Genomic DNA, 16267 nt, shown 5'->3' with positions numbered 1-16267 from the left:
CTCCAATAACATATCGTAACATTTAAAACGGTCAAAAAGGATAGGAAGACGCTTTTTATCAGGAAAAGTATGAGAGAATGCCCATGATGTAGAGATTGTTGATTATCATAAGGGGTAAAACTATGGAAAAAATTATCTCCAATAACACCAGGCGATGTACTTATTGAAGAGTTTCTAAGGCCAATGGGCATTAGTCAGAACCAATTGGCAAAAGATATCAATGTCCCGGCAAACAGAATAAGTCAAATCATTCATGGGAAAAGGGAAATTTCTGCGGACACAGCACTGAGGTTAGGTAAATATTTTGGAATTGAACCAGAATTTTGGTTAAACTTACAGCTCCGTTATAACATGAAAATAACTATAAGTAAGGTGGGGGAAAAAATTGAAAAGGAGGTAAAAGTCCATTTTTCAAATACACACGGTCAAAAATTTTCTCCTGCATAGTATCGCAATCCACCAACTTGTGACAAACTCGCGACACAACTTATGACATCCCTATAGAAACTTGTGGTCCATGGATTCAGACATATCCCGCAAATCAACTTCGACTCTTCCGTGGACCATAAAATCCCAACAAAAAAATACTGACGGACGGGCCGCAGATTCTTTTTTAACCTTTCCCCATCTGCTAAAACAGTCCATTGACTTTTGGTTTATTGGTCCCTATAACAGGCCTGTAAATAAAGCTCCAAGATGAGTACTTAAAAGGAGGTCGTATGTTGCAGGCAAAATTTAGCGTTGAAGAAACTCAAGCCCAGTTTTTGAATAATTTTAAAGTCTATGGATTTAAGGATAAAAGCTCTATGCTTCGTAAGGCTATAGAGCTTTTCAAGAAAGAAATGGAACTTGAAAGTTTAAGAGAATCCGCTGAGTTATATTCTGAAATTTATTCTGAAGATGATGATTTAAAAGAATTGACCGCGACTGCATTAAATGGATGGCCAGAATGACAGTGCTGAAAAGAGGTATGGTTATTGACGTCAATCTTGATCCGACAAAAAGTTCAGAAACTGGAAAAGTTAGACCATGTGTAGTTGTAACTAACGATATTTATAATGAAAGAATTCCTGTTATCCAAGTTGTTCCAATTACTGAATGGAGTGCAAAAAAAGCTCGAATAAAAACCAATGTTGAAATTTATCCTTCACCCGATAATGGTCTATCTAAAAAATCGGTAGCAGACTGTTTGCAGACACGTCCAATAGATCATCGTCCTAGGTTGGTCAAAATTCGAGGGAGATTGTCAATTGACAAAGTACAGGAAATGAACCAGTCTTTAAGGGTTGTATTTGAACTTAATGCATAGGACAAAATATCTTAAACACAACCATTGTGCTTCGCAATTAATAGTACTATCTGAAATCATTGACAAATTTGTATTCTTCTGCCAACCTGAAATCATGATAAAAATGCTTGAAAATATTGTTTTGGTCATATGGTCAAAGTTCAAATTCACTTCGAACCTCGCTGCCGAAAACCTTGCACTGGATGAACTTGCTTATGCTGCTTGCTATTCCGCTTCTGAATTGCGGTACCTCGCGGCTATGCATGATGACTGGCAAACCCGCAATGCCCATAACATTTATCGGCTGATCGGGGACCATGATAAAATAAAACCCACGTGGTTTGACGTTACTGAGTATCTCCACAACCTTGAAGAAATGGTTGCATCCCTTGAAGCTTGCATTGAAGAAGTAAACAGTGATGCAACATTCATCGCAAACTTAAAGTCATTGCCGCACTTGGCTTAAAGCGCCATGCTGAAGCAGTTCATTCTCATAATGCATAACTCAATCTGGTGGCCGGGTTGATGACGGTGAAGAGATCTATCCAAACGGAATTTTTAAATTTAATATCACAAAGATGATTGAGTATACAAGCTCCTGGCAGGCGATGCTGCATTGCTCTTAGCAGAATGGTAAATTGACATGATATTTGGAAAAAAGGAAAAGATCTCAACACTGGACGATGTTCTCAGTTCGAGCTGGAAAAGCCTCCATAAAGGCGTTCGAAATTTCAGGCATCCGTTTTATCGACCAGCCCTTGCCACCATGGATGGCAACAAGCCCGACGTACGGACTGTTATCCTGAGGGGATTTTCGGATAAAGATCGGACATTGATATGTCATTGTGATGCCCGATCTCCCAAGGTTTCACAGATCCAGGGTAATCCTGATGTGAGTTGGTTGTTTTATCATCCTGACAAGTGGTTACAGCTGCGTCTTTCAGGAACTGCTAGGGTTCATACCAACGATAAAATAGCTGAATCCCAGTGGAAAAAGGTGTCTCTGACCAGCCGAATCAATTACTGCTCCAGAACCTCGCCTGGTTCACCCATGGGAAAAGCGTCTTTGGCTCCGTCGAGTTTTCTCCGTGACAAAGCACCCAAACTGCTTGACCATCCCGAGGCACGTAAAAATTTCGCCGTCATTGTCTGCCGATTCGATCAAATGGACTGGCTGCTGTTGAAATTGACGGGTCACATTCGGGCGAAATTTCATTGGGAGGATGATCGGATAGACGCATCCTGGGTAATCCCCTGATTTTGTCAGCTGACGTCGGAAAATTGAACTCCTGGGGTTTGAAACTCATCGTCAGAAGGGTTCGACTAACCAACATTACAATCACGATTGCTTGACTGGCTTCCCCTGTGCAAGGTCAAATAAGGTATGATAAGGAAATCCCAAGAGCACTGCCAGTAACAATATAGTCAAGGAGAGAAACTGATGGGTAAGGAATCAAATGAAAAAAAGTATAGTGGAAAATCCCCACCAACGAGAAGTTTAAATCTTATAGAAAAGATGATCACTCAGGAAAGCAAGGATGTGATCAGCTCTAAACCACTTCGGGTAAAGGCCCTACCAGAAAAAGGCAAATCCCGGAGCACTCTTGCTGGGGAGCCGAAACACGATGCTGAAAGCCAGTTAGATCAGCATATGCACAATCAGCTGCATGAAATGATGCAACAGAGGGAATTTCAGAAAGTTATTGATTCCCCGCCCCAGGCGGCCCGTTATCTGTTAAATGCTGCCATGGCATCCGATGCTTTTGCTGGTAAGTATCCGGAAACGGGACTATTGCCGGTACGGTTATTCAACCTTGATGAAATTCCTCCTTTACGCGTGTGGCACGGCAGCAAATGTGAATTTTTTATCAGCGTGGGGAAGAATCTGGATGTCGAACTATCTGTCAGTGCTGAACCTTTACCCAAAGGAAACCTGACGATTGAACGGTCATCTGATACAAGTTGGTTGTTCTGTTATAGCCCAGACCTGAACGATAAATTTCCATTTACAGTGACAATTACAGACAATTCGAGCCAGCCTCCGCTTTTTCATGCATTTGAGCTAACGCCGCTTGTCAATCTATCTCTCGAACAAACGGTTTTTGGCCTGGAGAGCCATGTTGTGCCTGAAATAATAGATTTTGGGAAACCAGAAATCATTCAAGAGAAAGTCGAACATACCCATTTTCAGGATCCTGGATTTGTTTTTAACTACAAGAGGCCGACCATAGAAGCCGCTGTAACGCTCCGTAAGGTTCAAATTATTGGGAAAACGATCGTTTTTGATAGTGATGACGATCCATACGGTCTCTATGCAACGTTTAACGGTGCTCAGGATATTGAGCGCTTTGAAATTTATGCTGAAACGATGGCTGTTCGAAGTCCCCTGCGGCTGTATCAGACAAATATTTTTATCCATGCAAAAGAGCTGCGGTTTGAAGGAGATGTGGCACAGATCAAAACCACTCCATGGGAGAGAACGGAAAAACCCGGTACGAGCCAACCTGGGGAGGATGGCCTCACCGCTGGGGATATCACGCTGAATCTTGGTTCTCTTCGGTCCGATCCAGCGCCGGCGAATGTCAAACGCTTTGACTTGAGTGGAGGTCCGGGTCAGGCGGGTGGGGTGGGTAAAAATGGAACCAACGGTCCCAGCATTGACCAGTATTGGAAAGATTTTCAATGGAAGGATTCAGGTATCAGTTTCAAGAAGACCGCGCCCGGTGATTGGTGGATTATATACCAGATTGCCTATTGCCAGTCATTCCTGGGTATTCCAATTAAAGCCTTCAGCAACGGTACTGAAAATGGATGGCCGGGCGACGGCAAGCCTGCGGTACCTTCTGGAAAGCCTGGTGAAGGCGGCAACGGTGGTGTGCTGACGTCCACTGTTGATTTGTTCAACGATTTTTTTATTGCCGGCGGTAAAGCCGGTGCGGCGCCTAACCCCCCTGGGGGTTATTACCGAGGCGGAGTTGCAGGTAGACCCATAAAATCCATTAAATACAAAGCATATTACATGTTTGCCGCCCGATTTATTGAGATAGGGAAACATGAAAGCAAATCTGGAAAAAATGAAGATGTCAAATATCCAGAGAAACCCTATGGCGCAACTGGTGCATATCGAACCGAAGGAAACCGATATGCCTGGCTGAATCCAATTTTGATGACCAAACTTCTCAACTACGCCAAAGACGATTACCTGGGTAACCGGATCAAACGAGCCGGATCCCGACTGGAAAATTATTGCAAATTTTTGGATGGATATCGGTCAGACCCATCTTGGAAATTGTTGCAGCAAACAGACCCGTTTGAACTGGAACAGATTCACGATGAAATGCAGATTTTACTGCATAGGATCAGGAACAACCTTGATTACTTCGGCAACCCAGCAGGATGGGTACCGCTTCTCAGCTTTGAGGTCAATAGAACCATATTTTCAAATGAAATTGACCGTGCATCAAGCATACTTTATTACATCTACTGTATCAAAAACAAGGCGTCTTCAGCAGAAAAGACATTTCATGCATTGGAATCGGCCCGTTCTCAACTTGAAAAAGATATTGAGGCTGCCATATCTCAATACGATGAGACGATATCTAAGATCTCAGCTCTAACAACCCAGGCGGAAAACCTGCAGAAAAAAACGGTGGAAGTCCAGTTCAAGTTGCAGGCAAAAGAGGAAGAACTCAAGAATAAATCTGCCCCGCCGGCCTGGCTCACCATGACACGGCTGAGTCTGAAAATAAGCGGCACCATTATCTCAATGATTCCAGTCTATCAGCCGGCGATGGGTATGGTTGGAAGTGGCATGACATTGTTAAGTGACCTTGATCCTGATAAACCCTGGGAAACCATTATTGGGGCAGCCGATATCACGACAACCTTTTTGAATTCCAGCTATGACAATGCTGCCGGCGATCTTAAAGACAAGATGACGGATAAGAAAAAACTTCAAACAGCCGATCCACGAGGTTCCCTGTCCAAAAAGATCAATTATTTGAATTCGGCACGCAAATCGGCTTCTGCTCTTTCAGCCGGTTTAAAAGATATACAGGGTTTCATGGAGAAACAAAGTGTACCCGATTCCAAAATGATCGCCGAACTCGAAAAACTTAAAAGCCAGTCCAAAGAATACCAGGGATTGGTGCAGGAAATTAAAAATATCATTGAGCAGAAAAGAAATTTTGCCGAAAAACTGGCCACTGCCATGCAGGACGCATCATCGCTTTCAAATTTCGTGAACCGCAGCATTTTAGCTGTTGATGCCATGTATCTCGATATGGAAAAAGTGCAAAGAGGTTTGGACAAACGGACGATAAGTTACCTGGAGGACATGGAGAGGCGCACTTACGATCGATTGTTAAAATACCATTATTACATGGCCAAAGCGTACGAGTATAGGCTCCTTGAACCCTACACCCAGCCCCTGGATTTTAAGCAATTGATCAAGAGGCTCGAACAACTGGCCGGTGTCGACTCCTGGGACAAACTGTCTGCACAGACATTTATGCAGACCTATTCTGTCGTCTATAAAGAAAAACTGGCCGAAATTGCGAGCCAGATTTTTCAAGGGTATAACGAACGGGCCCGTGAAGGTTCGTTTCGGTTCGAATACCTTCTTTTAGATGATGATTTAAAACGACTGAATCGCGGTCAAACGATCACGGTGGATTTTGCTCGCTACCTCCCGAACGAAGAAAATCTTCGAATCATTGACCTCCGGATTCTGATGTACAGTGAGAAAGATAGAAAGGGAGATATTAAAACAACCCCGGTAAAAGGCAAATATCCACCAAATGCATACATTGATCTGACTTTCAGTCATCCTGGTATCTCTTGGATCAAATCAGCTGGAAACGTGTATCAGTTTCTACACCAACACATAGACGGCGGCAATCCCCTGGTTTGGCGCGCAAGATATCACCCTGGTACGGACCTTGTAGACCACAGTACACCCAGCGCTGCCAGTGAATCTCTACTGCGATCTCTGCTGGAAGGAGATGCGTTGTCAGACATGATGCTCTACAGTCGCCCTTCTGTGTGGTCGGATTTGCAGATCTCCAAGTCCGGGTATCCCAACAATGGCGGAGATGTTGATATCACCCATCTTAGGCTCGAGTTGAGTTACGACTATTTCAAAAGCTCTGATTCCATCGTTTATAAGGAAATTATTGTAACTGCAATTCAATCGGACAACTCAGGTTTGACAACAGCCTCTGAAGCGGATTTTGAACCCTACTTCATTGTAGAGAAACCGGACAGAAACCTGAGACAGGACGCAAGAGGCTCATTTTTAAGGTGTTATTCGTCGGATTGGAATGGTCAGGTTACAATAACTGCCCAGCCAAAATATGGAGACTGGGTATTCAACAAATGGACCGATGTCACTGGTCACGATTTAACCCAGGCCAAGGATAACACCATTGTACTTGATCTGAAAAACAGCGAGGTTGTCTGCGCCCAGTATCTTACCCCTGGGGCCGGAGGTCGAAAGCCTGCCCGGACGATTTACGCGCTTCCCAATGCCCAGATCATGCTGAGCGCTAAAAAATAAAATCCATTTTAAAGGACAGCTATGGGAAATATCTGCTGACGACGTTTACCTTCATTTTTGGAATATTTTTTCAAACCAAATAAATAGCCTGTAAATACAGGGCGCAGATATACAGACCTTTTGAACTTCGAACTTTTCTGGAAATTCAAATCCAAAGGCCCGGGAAGGCCTCAAGTTAGTCGTGAAATCCGTGATCTGGTCTGGAGAATGGCTGCAGCCAATCCAAACTGGGGTGCGCCCAGGATTCATGGGGAATTGCTCAGCCTGGGGTTCGAGGTTTCTGAACGAACCGTTCGGCCTGAAAACTTAAATCGTTCTGATATAAGCCGGCACGGCCGGAACGAGGTATGGCTCCGGCCTCAACGAATTTTGAAACACCTTCATTGACAATGCTTTGGCGAGTGTTTCATATAACCCACATGTCCTAGCGGACACAACGAAATATGAAACACGATGATACAGGGCAGGCGATAGTACCATTCCGCCCCCTTTGGTTACCTTGACCGGAACGGTAAACGTCGGGGGGATTTCTGCCCTTCCAGACTAAAGCGCAGGAACTGCGGGCTAAAGTCCTCAAACAGCCTGCGCTTCTTAACGCCTGGAAGGGCAAAAATCCTATCCCCTTTGGTTTACAATGTTCCGATCAGGGAAACCAAAGAGGGCTCGAAAGTCGAGACTTTCACAATGATGTTTCGACATGCGTTTCTTATAAACCCACATGTCCTGGCGGACACAACGAAGCATAAAACTCGACAGTATTAGGCCGGTGGGAACGGGTGTTGCACTGAACGGATTAAATGGCAACGGTGGACACGAGGTCCAAGGAGTTGCCATTTCCCTCGGAGCAGGCCATGGACGGCCTGCGAGAATGAGTGAAGGGCAACACCCGTTTCCGCCGGCCGGTCGAAGAGAGTTTCTTATAAAAAAAGCATCGAACGGTCTTTGCTGATCAGTACTCAGAATCGACCTCAATTAAAAATTTAACACTGAATCCGTCCTTTCTAATAAACTGAACAGTGGGTATTTCATTCAATCGCTGCACACAGGAGAATATCTTTTCGACAAATTTACCACGGATTAATTTTTGCGAAGGACAGGTATCCTGGGGATCAAGGTAGACCTGGTCCGCTCCATGTTCCTTTCCATGTTCATGTGCTTCTATTTTCTCATTGTGGGCTTTCTTTTTATGTACATTTAAATGTTGCGCGCAGGTCTCGCACCGTGTAGGGACCTGCGTCTTGAAAAATACATAAAAAAAGGATTGTCTTTTTCCTGGTACTCCTATCTGATGCTCGACTTGAAAAATAGGCAAAACCCGTGTAGATTAACTTTTCCGTGACAACCGACGCTATTTTCAGGAGACAGATACAAATTGAATATTATAGAGACCATTAAAACCCGGGGCCTGCTATTTGACGGCGGCATGGGGTCCATGCTCATTGCCAGAGGACTGCAGGGCGGAGACGCCCCTGAACGTTGGAATCTTACCCGTCCCGAAGCCATTCAAGAGGTGCACCAGGCCTATTATAAGGCCGGGGCCGATATGGCCACCACCAACACCTTCGGGGCTTCGGCCATCAAACTGGCCAAAATGGCCGTCACCGAAGGCATGGAGGAGATCAACCGGGCCGGCGTAAAGGTTGCAAAGGATGCAAAAGAGGTCTGGGGCCCCGGAAAATTTATTGCAGGGGACATTGGCGAAGCGGGTGACATGCTGGCCCCCATGGGCCCCTTGTCCCAGGAGGACGCCCAGGCCTGTTTCAAGGAGCAGGCCGAGGTACTGGCCCATGCGGGGGTGGATATTTTCATCATTGAAACCCAGTTCGACCTCAACATGGCCCTGGCAGCGATCCGTGGGATTCGATCGGTAACAGATATCCCCATTGCCTGCACCATGACCTTCAAACAGACCCCCAAAGGATTTTTCACCATCATGGGCAACCCGCCGGCCGAGTCCATGAAAACCCTTGCAGGTGAAGGCGCTTTTGTTGTAGGCGCCAACTGCTCCATGGGCAGCGATACCATGGTAGAACTGGCAGGTGTTATCCGGGACGCTGTGGACACCCCCGTCATGATCCAGCCCAATGCCGGGATGCCCCAGGCCGGGCCGGACCAGACCGTGACCTACCCGGAAACAGCTGATTTTTTTGCGGACAATATCATGAAAATGAAATCCCTGGGCATCGAAGTGGTCGGCGGATGCTGCGGCACCACTCCGGACTACATCCGCACCATCCATGACCGATTGAACCGGTAAACAAGGTTTGTTTAAAGAAGCACTGGACGCCTACGCCCAAAAAGGACTGAAACAGATACGCAAGGTCCTGGATAACGCCTTAAGTGTTGGGGGAATCCACTCAGAAAGACTATTGCAGTTGTTTTATGGCAAAAACCCAGCTTGAACTGGCGGCCGGGTAAACAAACCTTACGAACTGGCAGCGGCAAAACTGGGTGAAATAGAAGCGATGTACTAAGATATCTTGAAAAGGGATTCGGCAGTCCATTGGGCCGGCAGCGAGCCACAATCGCAGTGGGCAATCGTTCCTGCATTCTTTGCAGGGACAATTGCTTTGTTTGTCTGGTTTGAGAGAAAGGGACTCTAACCGTAATGATCGTATTTTTTTCTTATAGGATATTCAATACATGAACCCATTATGGATTTTGGCGGCATTCCTATTTGGTGCTGTTATCAGCAGAATCGGTCTGCCTCCCCTTGTGGGATATCTGCTGGCCGGATTTGCACTGAACAGTTTCGGTGTTACGGGCGGAGAACTGCTGGGATCCGTAGCCGATGCCGGTGTTACGCTGCTCCTGTTCACCATCGGACTGAAGCTGAAAATTAAAAGCCTTGCAAAACCCGAAGTCTGGGCAGGCACATCCATTCACATGATTGTAACAGTTATTTTTTTCGCCTCTGTGGTCTGGATGCTTGGTTTTTCAGGAATACCCCTTTTTGACCAATTGACCTGGCAGACATCGTTGCTGATCGCGTTCGCCCTGAGTTTTTCCAGCACGGTCTTTGCCGTGAAAGTGATAGAGGGAAAAAAGGAGATGGCCTCGAGGCATGCGGCTGCAGCAATCGGCATACTGATTATGCAGGATATTATCGCGGTCATCTTTTTGGCGGTGTCCACAGGAAAAATTCCTTCCGTATGGGCCGTGCCTTTTTTGGTTTCGCTTATTATTGCAAGACCTATTCTTGGAAGACTCATGGCCATGTGTGGTCATGGCGAACTGCTGATGCTCTTCGGTATCCTGATGACGGTTGGCGGGTACAGCGGATTTGAATTTGTCGGTTTGAAAGGTGACCTTGGGGCGTTGGTGGTGGGAATGCTTTTCGCCACTCACCCCAAGGCCCCGGAACTGGCCGACAGGTTGCTTGGATTTAAAGATCTGTTTTTGATCGGTTTTTTTTTAAATATCGGCATTTCCGGCTCTCCAACACTCACAGGTTTCATAATTGCGCTGCTGCTGGCTCTGATCATGCCGTTCAAGACCGGTTTGTTTTTTATCCTTCTTACCCGTTTCAAGCTACGCGCCCGCACATCGCTGCTTGCCTCCCTCAGTTTGTCCAATTACAGTGAGTTTGGTCTTATTGTCGGCTCTATCGGAGTTGCCAACGGCTGGATCAGCAGTGAATGGCTTGTGGTAATTGCCATTGCACTTTCACTGACCTTTATCATGGCCGCACCTTTGAATTCAGCTTCCCACAAAATATATGCGCGTATTTCAGATCATCTGAAATATTTCGAGACTTCGATACGACTGCCGGAAGACGCGCTCATTGATCCGGGCGACGCTGAAATTGCGATTCTTGGTATGGGCGGCGTCGGAACGAGCGCCTATGATGAATTAAGGCGTCGATACGGTGATATAGTGATCGGTATTGATTTTAACACGGAAAAAGTGGAAGAACACCGGAAAAAAGGAAGGCGTGTATTTTTTGGAGACGCCGGCGACAGTGATTTCTGGAAACGCGTCGAACCGTCCAAAAGCCTGATTTGTCTGGTCATGCTGGCCCTGCCTGATCCCAGGACAAGCATATTTTCAATTCAACAGATGAAGGAAAGAGGTTACAACGGTCAAATCACTGCGTCTGTCCGCTATGAGGATGAAATGCAACTTTTAAAAGATGCCGGGATTGATGCCGCATACAATTTATATGAAGAAGCCGGTGTTGGGTTTGCCGACCATGTGTGTGAGCATATGGATTATTGTAAACTCAAGAATGTCGAATTGTGAAGGGGGCAAGTATACTTTTGACCCTTTCAGGACTATACAATAATTAAAACACATGTGGCCGAGCCTGTGATTTTGGTGATTCACGGTGCCGGTCAGCACCGCATTGCAATAATTTTTATCTGTTTGTAAATAAAAAAGGAGATGTCCCGATGACACGTAATCATGGAATTCTGTTTGTTGTTTTGTCCATTTTTTTTCTTGTTTCAGCATGCGGTTCAGATGGCAGCAGCGAGGCCAAATCAATTATAAAAAATCAAGCTGCCGTGACCGAAGATTATGTTAATGGGCTGGCAAATGCTAAAAATGCCGATGATGTGGTTGGTGTCATTGAACAGTACACCAACGGGATGAAAAAATTGATTCCAGAGCTGCAGGAGTTTCAGAAAAACTATCCAGAATATAAACAGGGTAAACTGCCTGGGGGAATGGAGGCAGATATCAAGCGGATGGAAGAAGTGTCTGCAAAGATTCCAGCGGCCATGATGAAGGTGACCCAGTATATGATGGACCCCAGGGTGCAGGAAGCAATGACCCGGATGGGAAATGAAATGACAAACTTGAATCAGTAGGAATTTAAATTGAGATTGTCATAACAATATTCAATTGGTTTTTTAGGTGAAAATCAAGAACGATTCCACGGGGGATTGTTCCGGAGGGGACATCCTGTCCCTGAACCTGCAGTACCGCGTTGAGGCCACCAACGAGGATAAATGGGCCATCGGCACCTATCAGCTAACGGGAAAAGACCCCGCCATGATCTGGATATCACGCAGCAAAATCGTGGATCTGACCAGAGAGCAGGCTGAGGTCATGGCAGATAAAATGGTGAGCAATCTTCGTTTACCATTCCATGATCCAGAAACCTTTATCAGTAACAAAATCAAAGTGTATAAGTCTTTTGGGATGGGACAAGTACACTATGTTTTTTGCCAGGAACAACTGGGATACTGGATTTCAGCCCCACCAGGAGATGGGGAAAGCTGCTGTTCTATTTTTTAAAAAATGATGTTTGACAGTCGCTAAAAATTGGCACAAACTCTGAGTTATTTGTAAATGGCCATGGGGCAGAAATATCAAACCACAAGAGAAAGGATTGGATATTTAACATGCACCTTAAAGATGAATTTCGAAAAATCGTTACACACCTGACAGCTCAATTTACCATACCACCCATCGAAAAAGTCTTCTTTCCGCCCTTCTATAAAGGCGGCCAGCCCAAAGAGGCCGAGTTTATGGCGATCAGCCTGGAAGGCGGAGCCGCAGGCCTCAGCTATATGCTTCTGCCTGACAGCAAAGAACAGGCTTATACAAAATTGCAGCCTGAAAATTTTATCGGCAAAAAACCAATAGAATATGCGCTTGAATTCGGGACTACCGATCAGATCAGGCAGATGATTAGCCTGGCCGCCATCAACGCGGTTTGCCAGCAGGTAATGCGGATGACGTGTTTCGAGGTGGATACCACCACCGATTCCCTGGGATTGCTGTCCATCTCAAAAAATGACCGGGTCGGCATGGTCGGTTTGTTTCACCCGCTGATTAAAACCATTCAAAAAACTGGTGCTCAACTGGTCGTTGTCGAGAAAAAGGCAGATCTGATTAAAAATTTTCCTGACCTGCAGATAACGCTGGACCCCGCCGAACTCCAAACCTGTAACAAGGTCTTGTGCACAGGCACGACGATTTTAAACAATTCTTTGGACGACATTCTGACCCATTGTTCCTTGAATGCGCTGATTTCAGTAATCGGCCCCACGGTAGGATTCTTTCCGGATCCGCTGTTTGCCCGTGGCGTCAATGTGGTAGGAGGCCGGGTGGTTAAAGACGGAGATATGTTAATCCGGCGTCTTGAACAAAGAGAACGCTGGGGGGAGACCACCGAAAAAGTGTGCTTCCGCAAAGAGACTTATGTGGGTATCATTTAGTATCCACACGGTCCGGATCAGTAATGGCCTTATTCTCTCAGGCCAGGGAGGATAAGGTTCGGATATGAGCTTAAACATTGATTATGGATAATTATTCTGACTTTACTGCAAAAATATATGATCCGCTGCTTTACCTGGCTCTTAAACAGGTAAGGACAGCTGTTATGAACGAGCTTTCAAAATATAAGGACAAATCCATCCTGGACCTTTGTTGCGGGACAGGAGACCAGCTGAAGTTGCTTTCAAAAAATGGGTTTAGAAATTTACATTGTCTGGATTCATCGGATTCTATGCTGAAGATTGCCAGGAAAGGCAATTGCCCGATTAATATATATGCTGAAGATGCCACTAAAACAGGCCTCAAGACCGGATCGTTTAATGTCATAATTATCAGCTTTGCCATACATGAAAAAGATAGAAATACGCAGGAAATTATGGTGAATGAAGCACATCGAATTATGAAAAAAAACGGATTAATGTTAATCGTTGATTTTATTTTTGATGAAAGGACAATGTTGCCTGGCAAGCTGGGTATTGTTTTAGTAGAAAGAATGGCAGGCAAGGAGCATTATAGGAATTTTAGGAACTATATAAAAAATAATGGGTTGTTGAGCCTGTTAAAACCGGAAAAATTTGAACTTATTAAATCCGAAAGAAAACTTTTTAACGGATTAAGCATTTCGCTTTACAAGAAGAATTAATAACGTGGAATTTTGAGAATACGATACTTGATTTTAACTAAAAAATGCACCGGGTATTATTCAGAAATGACCCTGGGTGCTGGTAAATTCATTCGAAGATTGTTGCGCCATGTTCTGCCCAGGGGATTCAAAAAAATCCGGCGCTTCGGTTTTTTGTCCCCTGGTAAGGCTTTATAAATTGCTGCCGGAGTATGTTGACCCTATTTCCCTTGTGTTGTAAGAAAACAGGCGATATATATTTTTTTATATACGCACCTCAATTAACTATTTTTAATGGTTTATTATAATCAAAAGTCACAGCGCATAACTATTTTTCACGGTTCTGCGGTATTAGAGGAGGGAGGCAGTTTAGCTGTATTTCAATTATATTAAGGAGGTTGTCATGATTGCAATAAAAAGAATACTCGCACTGACTGACTGCTCTGAAGCATCATCAGATGCATTATTGTATGCAATAAAAATTGCAAAAAACTTTAAGGCTGACCTGATTGTGCTAAAGGTCTTTTCCACTCCTGTTGAAACCATCCAGGATGGTATGGTAATCAGGGATTATAATGTGGATAAAAAAAGGCCTGAGCAGGTCCAGGAAATTGAGGCATTTTGGAATCGTTTTGCAGAAAATGGCATTAAACCTGAATTCGTAAACCTGCTTGGAGATCCATTTGATGAAATTCTACGGTATTCCCAAAAGCATTCAATTGATATGATTGTCATGGGGACCCACGGTCGTACCGGTTTTAAGCACATTTTCATGGGAAGTGTAGCAGAAAAAGTGGTCCGGTATTCTTCCATTCCAGTACTGACAGTCAAACAAAAAGATTTTGAGTATCGTCAAGCAGATAATCTATTATCAAGTAAAATCTAAAAAAAGGATCGATAGTCTTTTTATATGAAACACTCACCAAAGTATTGTCAATGATGGTGTTTCAAAATTTGTTGAGGCCGAAGCCATACCTCGCTCCGGCCGTGCCGGTTATACAGACCTATTCTGTCGTCTATAAAGAAAAACTGGCCGAAACTGCGATCCAGATTTTTTAAGGGTATAACGAACGGACCCGTGAAGGTTCGTTTTGGTTCGAATACCTTATTTTTAGATGATGATTTAAAACGGCTGAATCGCGGTCAAACGATTACGGTGAATTTTGCTCGCTATTTCCCGAACGAGGAAAATCTTCGAATCATTGACCTCCGGATTCTGATGTACAGTGAGAAATATAGAAAGGGAGATATTAAAACGACCCAGGTAAGGCCCATGATCAAAATAAAACCTCCCACATGGCGTGTCTTTTGAGCCGTCTTCTTCGTTGCCTTAATGGGCACATATTTCAGACAAATATCCACCAAAGGACAGCTATGATTTGTGGCAGGCCAAACAAAATATAGATTTTTCAAAAATAGAACCTCTTGCAATACCAGCTTAACCTAACCAAAAATGACCCGGATTTCACCGGTTGTTTTCAAGTTAACAAGGACACCGGTTGCGGGATGAACAAGGAAGTGGATCAAGCTTGTTTGTTGCTCGATGACGTTCAAGGAATCAACAATGGGAACGAGAAAAATTACTATCCTGGACGGTGGTATGGGAAGGGAACTGAAAAAATGGGGTGCGCCGTTTAAACAACCTGAATGGTCAGCATTGGCAATGATGGTTGCCCCCGAGATCGTCAAGGAGGTACATAAGGCTTTTATTGCAAGTGGCGCCTCAGTGATAACGACCAACAGTTACGCCCTGGTCCCCTTTCATATCGGCGAAAAACGATTTAAAGATCAGGGCAAGGCTCTGGCAACATGCGCGGGTAAGATGGCGCGTTCAGCTGTCACTGAAACCCAAACCGGCGTCCGGGTTGCCGGTTCTATTCCTCCGTTGTTCGGTTCCTACCGTGCCGATCTGTATCGATCGGAACGAGTTGTTGAAATTGCATCCCCTTTGATTGAAGGACTCAGCCCGTATGTAGATTTATGGCTTTGTGAAACACAAAGTTTAATTGATGAACCCATCCGTATTAAGTCATTGATTGATCGCTTGGACATTCAACAAAAGCCGTTCTGGGTGTCTTTCACCCTGGAAGATTCTCAGTTAAACAATGAACCTTTATTACGCTCAGGCGAATCTGTTGTGGATGCGGTCAAAGCGATGGTCAATGCCAAGGTAGATGCTATTTTATTTAATTGCTGCCAACCGGAGGTCATCAATCAGTCCGTTAAGGTAACTCAGCATCAGTTGGCATCCATAGGTGCCAAAAACATTGAAATCGGAGCTTATGCCAATGCTTTTCCGCCGCAACCCAAGGATGCAACAGCAAACAAGGGGTTAAATGAGTTACGTGCTGATTTGACCCCATCAGCATATCTGGATTGGGCTCGGCAATGGATTCAAGATGGAGCGACTTTGATCGGCGGTTGTTGTGGGATCGGCCCCGAGCACATCGCAGTACTGGCTGAAAACTTGGTTTAGGTAAAATTTGGTGAATCACATTGCAAGGGGGTTGGCCCAGAATGGTAACTTGAAAACACCAGGGTCGATTGTGCTTTCATGCTCGTAAACTCCGGGGGC

At 44.9% G+C, this 16267-nt stretch carries 16 protein-coding genes; all 16 read left to right on the top strand.

Going from position 1 to position 16267, the window contains the following annotated elements; all coding sequences use genetic code 11:
- The first annotated feature begins 141 nt into the window (after positions 1-141).
- On the top strand, positions 142-447 hold the full coding sequence (locus tag HRM2_RS21715; protein ID WP_041273431.1) for a HigA family addiction module antitoxin: 306 nt from the start codon (positions 142-144) through the stop codon (positions 445-447).
- Positions 448-719: 272 nt separating this feature from the next.
- The gene (locus HRM2_RS21710) at positions 720-953 is read left to right on the top strand and encodes a hypothetical protein (RefSeq protein ID WP_015906186.1); all 234 of its coding nucleotides are present in this window, start codon (positions 720-722) and stop codon (positions 951-953) included.
- A complete protein-coding gene (locus HRM2_RS21705) occupies positions 950-1309 on the top strand; it encodes a type II toxin-antitoxin system PemK/MazF family toxin (RefSeq protein WP_083776634.1) in 360 nt (119 codons plus the stop codon). The genes HRM2_RS21710 and HRM2_RS21705 overlap by 4 nt, the downstream gene beginning before the upstream one ends.
- A gap of 94 nt (positions 1310-1403) precedes the next feature.
- On the top strand, positions 1404-1754 hold the full coding sequence (locus HRM2_RS27220) for a hypothetical protein (RefSeq protein ID WP_232364110.1): 351 nt from the start codon (positions 1404-1406) through the stop codon (positions 1752-1754).
- A 177-nt stretch (positions 1755-1931) separates the two neighbouring features.
- Positions 1932-2546 carry a pyridoxamine 5'-phosphate oxidase family protein gene (locus tag HRM2_RS21695; protein WP_015906183.1) on the top strand — a complete coding sequence of 205 codons (615 nt, stop codon included), beginning with the start codon at positions 1932-1934 and terminating at the stop codon, positions 2544-2546.
- Between the two features lie 183 nt (positions 2547-2729).
- On the top strand, positions 2730-6845 hold the full coding sequence (locus HRM2_RS21690; protein WP_015906182.1) for a coiled-coil domain-containing protein: 4116 nt from the start codon (positions 2730-2732) through the stop codon (positions 6843-6845).
- 718 nt (positions 6846-7563) lie between these two features.
- A complete protein-coding gene (locus HRM2_RS27895) occupies positions 7564-7794 on the top strand; it encodes a hypothetical protein (RefSeq protein ID WP_232364109.1) in 231 nt (76 codons plus the stop codon).
- 423 nt (positions 7795-8217) lie between these two features.
- A complete protein-coding gene (locus tag HRM2_RS21680) occupies positions 8218-9102 on the top strand; it encodes a homocysteine S-methyltransferase family protein (RefSeq protein ID WP_015906181.1) in 885 nt (294 codons plus the stop codon).
- 386 nt (positions 9103-9488) lie between these two features.
- Entirely contained in the window at positions 9489-11087 is a 1599-nt protein-coding gene (locus HRM2_RS21675; RefSeq protein ID WP_015906180.1) for a cation:proton antiporter family protein, read from the top strand.
- Positions 11088-11236: 149 nt separating this feature from the next.
- Positions 11237-11656 carry a hypothetical protein gene (locus HRM2_RS21670; protein WP_015906179.1) on the top strand — a complete coding sequence of 140 codons (420 nt, stop codon included), beginning with the start codon at positions 11237-11239 and terminating at the stop codon, positions 11654-11656.
- 46 nt (positions 11657-11702) lie between these two features.
- Positions 11703-12086: a hypothetical protein gene (locus tag HRM2_RS21665; protein WP_015906178.1), complete on the top strand. Its 384-nt coding sequence runs from the start codon at positions 11703-11705 to the stop codon at positions 12084-12086.
- A gap of 107 nt (positions 12087-12193) precedes the next feature.
- On the top strand, positions 12194-13012 hold the full coding sequence (locus HRM2_RS21660) for a Rossmann-like domain-containing protein (RefSeq protein ID WP_015906177.1): 819 nt from the start codon (positions 12194-12196) through the stop codon (positions 13010-13012).
- 83 nt (positions 13013-13095) lie between these two features.
- The gene (locus HRM2_RS21655) at positions 13096-13713 is read left to right on the top strand and encodes a class I SAM-dependent methyltransferase (protein ID WP_015906176.1); all 618 of its coding nucleotides are present in this window, start codon (positions 13096-13098) and stop codon (positions 13711-13713) included.
- A 12-nt stretch (positions 13714-13725) separates the two neighbouring features.
- Positions 13726-13890 carry a transposase gene (locus tag HRM2_RS26265; RefSeq protein WP_332306297.1) on the top strand — a complete coding sequence of 55 codons (165 nt, stop codon included), beginning with the start codon at positions 13726-13728 and terminating at the stop codon, positions 13888-13890.
- A gap of 205 nt (positions 13891-14095) precedes the next feature.
- Complete coding sequence (locus HRM2_RS21650) at positions 14096-14578, top strand: universal stress protein (protein WP_015906174.1); 483 nt, start codon at positions 14096-14098, stop codon at positions 14576-14578.
- 678 nt (positions 14579-15256) lie between these two features.
- Entirely contained in the window at positions 15257-16168 is a 912-nt protein-coding gene (locus tag HRM2_RS21645) for a homocysteine S-methyltransferase family protein (RefSeq protein ID WP_015906172.1), read from the top strand.
- Positions 16169-16267 lie beyond the last annotated feature (99 nt).

Source organism: Desulforapulum autotrophicum HRM2 (genome assembly GCF_000020365.1).
Taxonomy (GTDB): Bacteria; Desulfobacterota; Desulfobacteria; order Desulfobacterales; family Desulfobacteraceae; genus Desulforapulum; species Desulforapulum autotrophicum.
The sequence above is the reverse complement of the archived record's forward strand: the minus strand, read 5'-3'. Positions and strand labels throughout refer to the sequence as shown.

Excerpts from the sequence above, each read along its gene's own strand:
- HRM2_RS21695 (WP_015906183.1), top strand. The coding sequence starts at position 1,932 with ATGATATTTGGAAAAAAGGAAAAGATCTCAACACTGGACGATGTTCTC.
- HRM2_RS21650 (WP_015906174.1), top strand. The coding sequence starts at position 14,096 with ATGATTGCAATAAAAAGAATACTCGCACTGACTGACTGCTCTGAAGCA.
- HRM2_RS21690 (WP_015906182.1), top strand. The coding sequence starts at position 2,730 with ATGGGTAAGGAATCAAATGAAAAAAAGTATAGTGGAAAATCCCCACCA.
- HRM2_RS27895 (WP_232364109.1), top strand. The coding sequence starts at position 7,564 with ATGTCCTGGCGGACACAACGAAGCATAAAACTCGACAGTATTAGGCCG.
- HRM2_RS21660 (WP_015906177.1), top strand. The coding sequence starts at position 12,194 with ATGCACCTTAAAGATGAATTTCGAAAAATCGTTACACACCTGACAGCT.
- HRM2_RS21670 (WP_015906179.1), top strand. The coding sequence starts at position 11,237 with ATGACACGTAATCATGGAATTCTGTTTGTTGTTTTGTCCATTTTTTTT.
- HRM2_RS21645 (WP_015906172.1), top strand. The coding sequence starts at position 15,257 with ATGGGAACGAGAAAAATTACTATCCTGGACGGTGGTATGGGAAGGGAA.
- HRM2_RS21710 (WP_015906186.1), top strand. The coding sequence starts at position 720 with ATGTTGCAGGCAAAATTTAGCGTTGAAGAAACTCAAGCCCAGTTTTTG.
- HRM2_RS21675 (WP_015906180.1), top strand. The coding sequence starts at position 9,489 with ATGAACCCATTATGGATTTTGGCGGCATTCCTATTTGGTGCTGTTATC.
- HRM2_RS27220 (WP_232364110.1), top strand. The coding sequence starts at position 1,404 with ATGATAAAAATGCTTGAAAATATTGTTTTGGTCATATGGTCAAAGTTC.
- HRM2_RS21655 (WP_015906176.1), top strand. The coding sequence starts at position 13,096 with ATGGATAATTATTCTGACTTTACTGCAAAAATATATGATCCGCTGCTT.
- HRM2_RS21705 (WP_083776634.1), top strand. The coding sequence starts at position 950 with ATGACAGTGCTGAAAAGAGGTATGGTTATTGACGTCAATCTTGATCCG.